The sequence below is a fragment of the Escherichia sp. KTE114 genome (assembly GCF_000407765.1).
In the GTDB taxonomy this organism is placed as follows: Bacteria; Pseudomonadota; Gammaproteobacteria; order Enterobacterales; family Enterobacteriaceae; genus Escherichia; species Escherichia ruysiae.
Genome location: NZ_KE136626.1, coordinates 61765 through 72438, shown reverse-complemented (window position 1 = coordinate 72438; position 10674 = coordinate 61765). Strand labels below are relative to the sequence as shown.

Genomic DNA, 10674 nt, shown 5'->3' with positions numbered 1-10674 from the left:
TTTCCCGATGCATCCGTAGCTCAGCTGGATAGAGTACTCGGCTACGAACCGAGCGGTCGGAGGTTCGAATCCTCCCGGATGCACCATTTCTTATTTGATATGGCTTTAGCAGCGGTATCAATATCAGCAGTAAAATAAATTTTCCCGATGCATCCGTAGCTCAGCTGGATAGAGTACTCGGCTACGAACCGAGCGGTCGGAGGTTCGAATCCTCCCGGATGCACCATATTCTCCGTAACCTTCAGCAATGAAGGTATCGAAGAGATAGCGGTATTAACCGCAGGCAGCAGGGAGGATAACGTTGCGCCAGCAACGGCCCGAAGGGCGAACGTCAGTGAGTCATCCTCCCGGATGCACCATCTTCTCCAAAAATTTCCTCCAAAAACATCTCATTTCTAAATAACTATTTTATCCATATCCTGAATAATCTTCCCCTTCGCATCGGCGACAAAATCAAGCAATTACGCTAAAGTAGCGTCATATTTTTCGACTTGCGAGAAGACAATGTACGAGCGTTATGCAGGTTTAATTTTTGATATGGATGGCACAATCCTGGATACAGAACCCACGCACCGTAAAGCGTGGCGTGAAGTATTAGGACGCTACGGTCTTCAGTACGATGTACAGGCCATGATTGCGCTTAATGGCTCGCCCACCTGGCGTATAGCCCAGGCGATCATTGAGCTGAATCAGGCCGATCTCGATCCCCATGCATTAGCCCGCGAGAAAACCGATGCCGTAAGAAGCATGTTGCTCGATAGCGTCGAACCGCTTCCCCTTGTTGAAGTGGTGAAAAGCTGGCACGGTCGTCGCCCAATGGCTGTCGGTACGGGGAGTGAAAGCGCCATCGCTGAGGCGCTGCTAACGCACCTCGGATTACGTCGTTATTTCGATGTAGTCATTGCTGCCGATCACGTCAAACACCATAAACCTGCACCAGACACGTTTTTGCTGTGTGCGCAGCGTATGGGCGTGCAACCAACGCATTGCGTTGTCTTTGAAGATGCCGATTTTGGTATACAGGCCGCTCGCGCCGCAGGGATGGACGCCGTGGATGTTCGCTTGCTGTGAGTGAGTCGCTGTCGCTCTTCTCGTTGTTTGCCAGTAGTTTTCTCAGCGCTACACTATTACCCGGCAATTCGGAAGTTATGCTGGTCGCAATGTTACTTTCTGGGGTGAGTCATCCCTGGGTTTTAGTATTAACAGCAACAATGGGTAATAGCCTTGGAGGGTTAACTAACGTTATCCTTGGGCGTTTCTTTCCATTGCGCAAAACATCGCGCTGGCAAGAAAAAGCCATTGGCTGGCTGAAACGCTATGGCGCAGTCACACTCTTATTAAGCTGGATGCCAGTGATTGGCGACTTACTGTGTCTGTTAGCGGGATGGATGCGCATCTCGTGGGGACCAGTAATCTTTTTTTTGTGCCTTGGTAAAGCGTTGCGCTATGTTGCGGTTGCAGCAGCCACCGTTCAGGGCATGATGTGGTGGCACTAATTGTAGGCCTGCACACATGGCCACCATTACAGTTATGCTAATTAAAACGATTTTGACAGGCGGGAGGTCAATTTGATCCCGGACGTATCACAGGCGCTGGCCTGGCTGGAAAAACATCCTCAGGCATTAAAGGGGATACAGCGTGGTCTTGAGCGCGAAACTTTGCGTGTTAACCCAGATGGCACTCTGGCAACAACCGGTCATCCTGAAGCATTAGGTTCCGCACTGACGCATAAATGGATCACCACCGATTTTGCCGAAGCGTTGCTGGAGTTCATTACGCCGGTCGATGGCGATATTGAGCATATGTTGACCTTTATGCGCGATTTGCATCGCTATACCGCGCGTAATATTGGCGATGAGCGGATGTGGCCGTTAAGTATGCCATGTTACATCGCGGAAGGTCAGGATATCGAACTGGCGCAGTATGGAACGTCCAATACAGGGCGCTTTAAAACGCTGTACCGTGAAGGGCTGAAAAATCGCTATGGCGCGCTGATGCAAACCATCTCCGGCGTACACTACAACTTCTCGTTACCAATGGCATTCTGGCAGGCGAAGTGTGGTGATATCTCGGGCGTTGACGCCAAAGAGAAAATCTCTGCGGGCTACTTCCGCGCTATTCGTAACTACTATCGCTTCGGTTGGGTGATCCCGTACCTGTTTGGCGCTTCTCCGGCAATTTGTTCTTCTTTCCTGCAAGGTAAACCGACGTCGCTGCCGTTTGAGAAAACCGAATGCGGCATGTATTACCTGCCGTATGCGACATCGCTACGCTTGAGCGATCTGGGCTATACCAATAAATCGCAAAGTAATCTTGGTATTACTTTTAATGATCTCTACGAGTATGTAGCGGGTCTGAAGCGGGCAATTAAAACGCCGTCGGAAGAGTACGCGAAGATTGGTCTTGAGAAAGACGGCAAGCGGCTGCAAATCAACAGCAACGTGCTGCAGATTGAAAACGAGCTGTATGCGCCGATTCGTCCGAAACGCGTTACTCGCAGCGGCGAGTCGCCTTCTGATGCGCTGTTACGCGGCGGCATTGAATATATCGAAGTGCGTTCGCTGGATATCAACCCCTTCTCGCCGATTGGTGTTGATGAGCAGCAGGTGCGTTTCCTCGACCTGTTTATGGTCTGGTGTGCGCTGGCTGATGCGCCGGAAATGAGCAGTAGTGAACTTGCCTGTACACGCGTCAACTGGAACCGGGTGATCCTCGAAGGACGTAAGCCGGGGCTGACGCTGGGAATTGGCTGTGAAACTGCGCAATTCCCGTTGCCGCAGGTGGGCAAAGATCTGTTCCGGGATCTGAAACGCGTCGCGCAAACGCTGGACAGCATTAACGGCGGCGAAGCGTATCAGAAAGTGTGCGATGAACTGGTGGCCTGCTTTGATAATCCCGATCTGACTTTCTCCGCCCGTATCTTACGGTCTATGATTGATACTGGCATTGGCGGAACTGGCAAAGCGTTCGGTGAGGCTTATCGCAATTTGTTACGTGAAGAGCCGCTGGAAATTCTGCGTGAAGACGATTTTATTGCCGAGCGCGAAGCGTCTAAACGTCGTCAGCAGGAAATGGAAGCCGCAGATACCGAGTCGTTCAAGGTGTGGCTGGAAAAACACAGCTGACAGAAAAGAAAAAGGCCACTCGTGAGTGGCCAAAATTTCATCTCTGAATTCAGGGATGATGATAACAAATGCGCGTCTTTCATATACTCAGACTCGCCTGGGAACAAAGAGTTCAGAATATTTTAAAAAAAATTACCGGAGGTGGCTAAATGCCGTTGTTAGATAGCTTCACAGTCGATCATACCCGGATGGAAGCGCCTGCAGTTCGGGTGGCGAAAACAATGAACACCCCGCATGGCGATGCAATCACCGTGTTCGATCTGCGTTTCTGCGTGCCGAACAAAGAAGTAATGCCAGAAAAAGGTATCCATACCCTGGAGCATCTGTTTGCTGGTTTTATGCGCAACCATCTTAACGGCAACGGCGTTGAGATTATTGATATCTCACCAATGGGTTGCCGCACCGGTTTCTATATGAGTCTGATTGGTACGCCAGATGAGCAACGTGTTGCTGATGCCTGGAAGGCGGCAATGGAAGATGTGCTGAAAGTGAAGGATCAAAATCAGATCCCGGAACTGAATGTCTACCAGTGCGGTACTTTCCAGATGCACTCGTTGCAGGAAGCTCAGGATATTGCACGTAACATTCTGGAACGCGACGTGCGTATCAACAGCAACGAGGAGCTGGCGCTGCCGAAAGAGAAGTTGCAGGAACTGCACATCTAGTCCGTTTAAGCAGAAGAAGCCGGGCGGTGATATCACTGTCCGGCTTGCCTGATGTGCTACGCTTATCAGGTTGATGCGGGGAGCGCGCCACCCGTACGTGACGGGCGGCAAAGTGGCATTAAAAGAGATATTTCATGCCCAGCATTCCCTGGGTATCGCTGTAACCATTGTCCCCCAACTGCTGGGCGACGTTGCCCCACAGTTGCAGACGCGGATTAAGCTGACCTTCCACCCCAACTTTTAACTCGCCGATGTTACGCGTGCCGATGATTTCATCGCTGATGCCATCCATCTTCACGCTGTAATTGCGGGAGTTATAAATCCAGTTGGTTTCCACGAAAGGCTGGAAGGAACGCGCTTTATGATCATCAATAGCATTATGACCTTGCAGGTACGCTTTCACCCCCAGACGCGTTTGCAGGTTACCTTCGGTGCTGTCCTCAACCAGAGTGCCATTGTCTTCAGTATGATTGTCTGCTTTCACATCCATCCACGTCAGTTGCATTTTGGGCTGCAACCAGTAGCTGGTGCGGGTATCTGCGCTTTCACCAAGACGGAAGGTATAACCCGCTTCAATAGCGGCGGTGATACCGTCAGAGTGATATTTTTCACTGGGCAGATACTCACCGGAGACGGTGTTATCAAACCAGTTATAGAGCAACCAGCTATCAACATAAGTCCCTGTTTTATCTGCTTCGTTAGCGTACCAGGTGCCATACACGCCAACGCTGTAGCCGTCGATTTGCCCGCGTGAGTTGTACCCGGTCAGGTTGGAATGTGTGTGACTCTTACTGTTGGCATAGCCAGCCATCAGGCCGAGATGCCAGCGATCGAGAGCATTACTGCTCCATTGCGCAATATCGCCGCCAAGTTGCAGAACATAACGGTTGCTCTGGGTATTCAGTTCATCTGAGCGATCCTTAAAGCGGTTATGCCCGCCAATGTTACGTAACCACAGACTGGTCACTTTCTGCTCGCCGGTCAGCAGGTCGGTGTATTGTGTTTCTCCCAGACGGTCATGCAGTCGGGTATTAAACAGGGTATTTGCCGCCTGAATATTGGCCACATAGCTGCCAATCTCCGGGCGATACTGATGCTTTCTTTCCGGCTGCGGTTCAGGTGAAGCGGGTGTGTAAGGCGAAGGCGTGTAAGGTGAAGGTGTATCGGGAATTACAGGGTCAACTGGTGGTATAAGTGGGGTTTCACTGGTTAAGTACCAGTTCTGATCGTCACTTTTCGTCACGTTATAATCATAGGCTCCGGCAACAATACGGCCTTCTTTACTAAACGTCCCCTCAGATGCCCCCGTTATTTCAACAATGCGGATACCTTCAAGCGTATCGGCGCCCTGACCACCGGCATTGTGAACACTCACACGGGTATGACCAGACGTGTTGCCTTTTACAATTAATTTATCGGTCGCGGAATTATCATCGCCGAGTTCGGTACGCATAACTAACAAACCGTTATTAGCGGTGTAATTGCCATTGATGGTGAGTGTGGCAGGCGTCAAATTGTTGCCATTTTTTGAGGATGATAGCGTTGCCGTACCTGCCAAATCCAGCGCATTTAAGGTTTGTGAAAAACCGTCTAAATCGATATTTCCTCCACTGGAGACGGCATAACTGGAGTTCGGGCTAAAGGTATCGTTGATACCGGCGCGCAGGGTGCCTTTACTAATATTTGTTTGACCAGAATAAGTATTTGCGCCAGTTAAAGTAGTGACTCCGGAACCCGCCTGGTTAACCTCGCCTTTGCCAACGATATCTGCCGCCAGGATAAAATCTTCGCTGGAATGGTTGAAATTAATCTGGGCAGTACTATTCCCGACATCGCTTCCCATATGGATAATCGGCGTCTTGATTGTTCCCGCTTTCTGTTCGGCTTCTCCCTGCGCTCCACCAATGTTTAGAATACCGGTGCTGGTTTCGTCCATTCCAAGCCAGATAAATTGATTCGCGCTGACCGTGGCATTATTACTAACGGTAAGAATACCTTTTGCATCGTTCAGCAATGAGCCCAATCCCCCAAGGGAGATAAACTCATTCACGGCTAATGAAGAATTGTCACCATCAACCAGGGTTTCGCCGTATCCCGTTCCCTGAAAATTCTCCATATTTCCATTAAAGCCAATGATCATATCAACCGATGAGGTAAGATGACCGCCATGAGTGATTTCGAGTTTACCCGTCCCCTGATCGCCTACCATCACATACCGTGCGGCAACGGATGACCCCTCACCGTCAATAACGACCTGTCCCTGCGCCTGGTAATTAAATTCACCAATTCTGAATTCATTTAAATCGGTGATAGTACTGCCGCTAAGGACCATTAAGGTTCCTGAGCCGCCATTGGTTCCTAAATAAATATCACGTTGGTTAGGCGACGCATGGCTAAGTGTCAGATGAGAGTTATTTTCTAATTTTATTGTCCCTGACGTCGCATTACCTATGACGATTTTAGAAGTAGTCAGATCCCGCCCATCTATATTCAACGTTCCTTCACTTGTTGTTCCAACATTAAGATAACGAAATTGATCCCATACTGGTGAGTTATTTTCTGATGAAGATAAGGTTACGACATCATTATTATTGATTGTCACATCGCTGTTGATAGTGGTTGGTGGTGTCCATGCCTGAGAAATTGGTATTGATAGCACAGTTGAAATAGCTATTGCCAGCGTGGACAAGGGATGCTGTCTGATATTCATAAAGTTAATTTTCATCCTTATGATTTATTTTAAGATAAATAGCGAATCCACAGTAACTACGTAAAAAATTAGATTTTAAGGCCGCTGAATCAGGTTGCTGTTCTGTAAATGAAGGGTAGTGTGTGAGGCCAATAATTATAAATCAGTTTAATTTGTGATTAATTTGATATTAATTTGTTTTGATGGTTTAGGCATTAGGGTGAAAATAAGGTGCATAATCTTACTTAGCGGAAATTTTTAAATGTCTTAAGGCATAAAAAATGAGCAAAGAAAAAGCAAAGGAAATCAATAAGATGTTTTTTCGGAATTTTGCGGGGTTAGTAACAGTAACTGATTAATTGCATGTTTATTGTTTGCACATCTTTTTAGATATAAAAAACACCAGGATTATTATCAAAAAATAATGTAAGTCTGGTTTCCAAGCATGGGTTATATGCACGTAAATAATAAGATTAAACATTTCCTCATTAAGAAAAGTGCAAAAGTATTCTCTTCTCAGGCAATGTAAATCTGCCCGATACGATAAACGTATCGGGCAGGTGTTTAATTCTCCGGCTTTCTACCTGTCAGTCACCCGATATTCCACGCTATGCGCTTCATCAGGTTGTGGAACTTCCAGCCTTGAGGCCATCCGCATCACCACCGCTTCAGGAACGGCATACTCGCGTCTGGCATTTTGCTGCTTCCATTGCGACCACGGCACTTCCAGATAGACAATCCTGACTCTCGCATCGTAATCCGTAAACAGACTGATAAGCTGGCTACGCAGCTGGCGGGTAATGTTCGTCGCATTCCAGATGAACGGCTTTTTCTGGCGTAAAAAAACGCGCGCCTCTTCTTTTGCCTGTTGCACAATACGCCCGGTGGCGGTTTTGTCGTCCGGGCTGGCATTGATTCGCCGCCGCATGTCATCAAGGCTGATAACATCCATTCCCTGGCACTGTTCACTGATATAGCGATCTTTGCCCATTCCCGGTAAGCCACACAGCAAAGTAACTTCAAAATGTTCAGCCTCCCAGGGAACAAAATCGGGAGAACTTTGTTCATGGGTCAGGTAATGCCAGCGTGCGGAATCAGAAACGAATGGGCGCGCTTTTCCCCAGCATTGTTGCTCATGGCAAAACAGCTCGAACAGATCGATGCGTTCCAGCATTGACTGCTTATCAGGGCAATGACGACCAAGCAGATCGGCACGGGCAAGCAGGCGCGTGTCGACGCGCATCGCAGCAGTGAGCAGTAAACGCTCCGGTTCCGGACGTTCCAGTAACCATAGCGGTAACCCATGTAGACGCACCAGTGCAACGATTTGCTCGCGCAGCACAAATGGCGTGGGGATATCGCGCCATAAAATTTGTCGGGCCGTCAGTTCGCCCCGACGAGCATGACCAGGCGACTGAATACGTCCGTTTTCCTGAACGGTAGTGCTGCGCTTTTCAACATCATGCAATAACGCCGCCGCCCATAAAACTTCCTGCTGTTGAGCGGGGAGTTGCTGGAATTCTGGCAGAGCAACGAGCGCGTTAAGCACCATTTCGGTATGCACGCCAACGTCACCTTCGCCATGATGCTCCGGGTCTTGCGGCGTGTGATGCATCTCCTCAACCCAGCTAAAACGCTGGCGAAGTGTCGACCAGCGTTTATCGTCGGTAAGTCGCCAAATCATGACTGTTCTCCATAAGCGAACTCATGGGCCATCCGCGCCCGACGCCAGTGGCGCTTCCAGTGTTCGCTGGTTTTGACATGATTTTTGCGCACGTACTTGAATACATTATGGGGAAAATCGGCAACGGAAAATGCGTCGCGATTTCGGCTGACAATGCCTTCCAGCGTACAGGGTTGCCCGGTTTGCGTATCCCAGGGATCGAACGCGCCGCGCTCACAGGTCAGCGCCAGAAAATCATGTTGCCAGCTTTTTTCATCTTTTCCCGGCTGCGGGCCGGAAATTTCCGGGACGCAGGGAAAATCAAACAAGGCGGCGTAAAACTGAACTTCTTCCCAGCTTAACCACATGTCCTGACAGCGAACGGCAAACAGATAAAAATCCTGCTCCAGTGCCCGGTATTCAATGGAGTGAACGGCATAAAGATTTTCGCCAAACAACTCCAGATCGCCGAGATCGTTTTTCAGTAGTTGCCAGCGTTGGCGAATCTTATAGCTCCATGCCGATTCCGTAGGGGCTGCATGGGAACGGGCAAACACGCCGAAGCGATTAAGACAGTTATTTTCGCCGTCGAGTTTTTCAGTATGTACCAGTTGCGAAATTGCCTGCATATCTTGCCAGTAACTGGTGTTAATGCGGTCATCGCTGGTGGTGCCAGGGGAGAAAGGGTAGTGCCAGGTTCTCCCGTATTTACGTTGGGTATTCATAATAATCCATTATTTGGTGTGTAATAAATGTACGCCCGCGAGGGTGCGAGTTTTGGGGTTAAAAGAAAAATGTAAGTATCACCCGCGAAAGCGAGGGCGAAGGGAAAAGAGAATTAACAACCTGAACGAATGTTCAGAACCGGTTAATGGTGAATGGAAGAGTGTGAGGCGGCGAGAAGATACACCGATTGAGTGGATAAAACAACCGTTTGCAGAATGAGCAAATAAAAAGGGAGCCGCAGCTCCCTTTGACAACGTTAGTGCGCACCGCCTCCGCCACCACCTGCACCAAATGGCGGCCTGGCAAACCACACCAGCCCCAGCAGGACGAGGAATATCCCGGCTGACATCCAGAAGATCTCATTGGCGGAAATAATCAGCCCCTGATTGGTGATCTGCTGGGCAATCCAGCCGGAAGCCTGCTGTTGCGTCATTCCCAGTCCTTCCAGTTGATGGTACATCGCCTGGGCGTTCGGGTTATATGGGTTCACTGATTCGGTCAACTGCGCATGGTGCAGCGACTCGCGGTTAGTCCACATAGTCGTCGTAATGGACGTGCCGATAGAACCCGCCAGCGTTCGCGTAAAGTTGGAGAGACTCGACGCCGCTGCCAGTCGTTCCGGTGGCAAACCAGAGAGCGTAATGGTGGTCAGCGGCATAAAGAAGCAGGCCACCGCGAAGCCCTGGATAAACTGCGGCCAGGCCGATGCACCAAAATCCATACCCGGTTCAAAAGTATAAGCACGCCAGTAAAAGCAAACGGCATACATAATAAAGCTGAAGGTTACCAGCCGACGCATATCCAGTTTATGCGCAAAACGACCAATAATCGGCGACAGGATCACCGGAATAATCCCTACCGGCGCAGACGCCAGCCCTGCCCAGGTTGCCGTGTAGCCGTATACCTCCTGCAACAACTGCGGCAGCAAAACAATGGCGCCGAAGTAGAGCATATACGCGAGGCTGATACACAAGCAGCCAATAGTGAAGTTGCGCGACTTAAACAGTGACAGATCGACTATCGGGTTATCGTCGGTCAGCTCCCAGACAATGAGGAAGCTGATAGCCACCACTGCCACCACGGTGAGGACGATAATTTCCTGTGATGAGAACCAGTCCAGCTCTTTACCCCGGTCGAGCATAATCTGCAGACTGCCGATACCAATCACCAGCAGTGCCAGCCCCACGGCATCAATCCGCCGCCTTTCTGTGCGGGTTTCGCGTCCGCGCAGGGTTTGCAGTGTCATCAACACCACCGCCACGCCAATTGGCACGTTGATGAAAAATATCCAGCCCCAGTGGTAATTGTCACTGATATAACCGCCGAGGATTGGGCCGCAAATTGGCGCGACAATTACCGTCATCGACCACAACGCCAGCGCGATCGAGCGTTTGGCTGGCGGGTAGTTATTCAGTAACAGACTTTGCGAAAGCGGGATCAACGGTCCGGCGACAATCCCCTGAATCACGCGGAAGAAGATCAGCATATTCAGGCTGCTGGAAACACCACACGCCCACGAAGCAATAGCAAAGGCGATGGTTGACCAGAGGAACAGCTTCACTTCCCCGACGCGTTTTGCCAGCCAGCCGGTAAGGGGGATCGAGATGGCGTTTGCCACCCCGAAGGAGGTGATCACCCACGTTCCCTGGCTGAGCGATGAGCCCAGGTTTCCGGCGATAGTAGGGATCGCCACGTTAGCAATGGTGGAGTCCAGCACCTGCATGAATGTCGCCAGTGACAGCGCAATGGTCATAATGACCAGTTGCGCGCCTTCCAGCGGTTTTTGCTGTTGCATCACACGCACCT

At 50.0% G+C, this 10674-nt stretch carries 8 protein-coding genes and 2 tRNA genes; 6 read left to right on the top strand and 4 right to left on the bottom strand.

The window, feature by feature from the left end:
* The first annotated feature begins 9 nt into the window (after nucleotides 1-9).
* From WC5_RS20020 to luxS, 6 genes are all read left to right on the top strand, one after another.
* Nucleotides 10-86: transfer RNA gene (locus WC5_RS20020), tRNA-Arg, on the top strand.
* 63 nt (nucleotides 87-149) lie between these two features.
* Nucleotides 150-226: transfer RNA gene (locus WC5_RS20025), tRNA-Arg, on the top strand.
* A 278-nt stretch (nucleotides 227-504) separates the two neighbouring features.
* Complete coding sequence (gene yqaB, locus WC5_RS20030) at nucleotides 505-1071, top strand: fructose-1-phosphate/6-phosphogluconate phosphatase (RefSeq protein ID WP_000273322.1); 567 nt, start codon at nucleotides 505-507, stop codon at nucleotides 1069-1071.
* On the top strand, nucleotides 1068-1496 hold the full coding sequence (locus WC5_RS20035) for a YqaA family protein (protein WP_000004482.1): 429 nt from the start codon (nucleotides 1068-1070) through the stop codon (nucleotides 1494-1496). Before yqaB ends, WC5_RS20035 begins: the two co-directional genes overlap by 4 nt.
* A gap of 72 nt (nucleotides 1497-1568) precedes the next feature.
* Entirely contained in the window at nucleotides 1569-3125 is a 1557-nt protein-coding gene (gene gshA, locus WC5_RS20040; protein WP_000611833.1) for a glutamate--cysteine ligase, read from the top strand.
* A 149-nt stretch (nucleotides 3126-3274) separates the two neighbouring features.
* A complete protein-coding gene (gene luxS, locus WC5_RS20045) occupies nucleotides 3275-3790 on the top strand; it encodes an S-ribosylhomocysteine lyase (protein WP_001130203.1) in 516 nt (171 codons plus the stop codon).
* A 118-nt stretch (nucleotides 3791-3908) separates the two neighbouring features.
* Here the strand turns inward: luxS and WC5_RS24665 are convergent, their stop codons facing one another.
* The 4 genes from WC5_RS24665 to emrB form a co-directional block, all read right to left on the bottom strand.
* A complete protein-coding gene (locus WC5_RS24665) occupies nucleotides 3909-6500 on the bottom strand; it encodes an autotransporter outer membrane beta-barrel domain-containing protein (RefSeq protein WP_016231399.1) in 2592 nt (863 codons plus the stop codon).
* 559 nt (nucleotides 6501-7059) lie between these two features.
* The gene (locus WC5_RS20050) at nucleotides 7060-8163 is read right to left on the bottom strand and encodes an AAA family ATPase (RefSeq protein WP_000638288.1); all 1104 of its coding nucleotides are present in this window, start codon (nucleotides 8161-8163) and stop codon (nucleotides 7060-7062) included.
* Nucleotides 8160-8867, bottom strand: a complete 708-nt coding sequence (locus tag WC5_RS20055; RefSeq protein ID WP_001097133.1) for an RNA ligase family protein — start codon at nucleotides 8865-8867, stop codon at nucleotides 8160-8162. The genes WC5_RS20050 and WC5_RS20055 overlap by 4 nt, the downstream gene beginning before the upstream one ends.
* Nucleotides 8868-9124: 257 nt before the next feature.
* Nucleotides 9125-10663 carry a multidrug efflux MFS transporter permease subunit EmrB gene (emrB, locus tag WC5_RS20060; protein ID WP_010350384.1) on the bottom strand — a complete coding sequence of 513 codons (1539 nt, stop codon included), beginning with the start codon at nucleotides 10661-10663 and terminating at the stop codon, nucleotides 9125-9127.
* Nucleotides 10664-10674 lie beyond the last annotated feature (11 nt).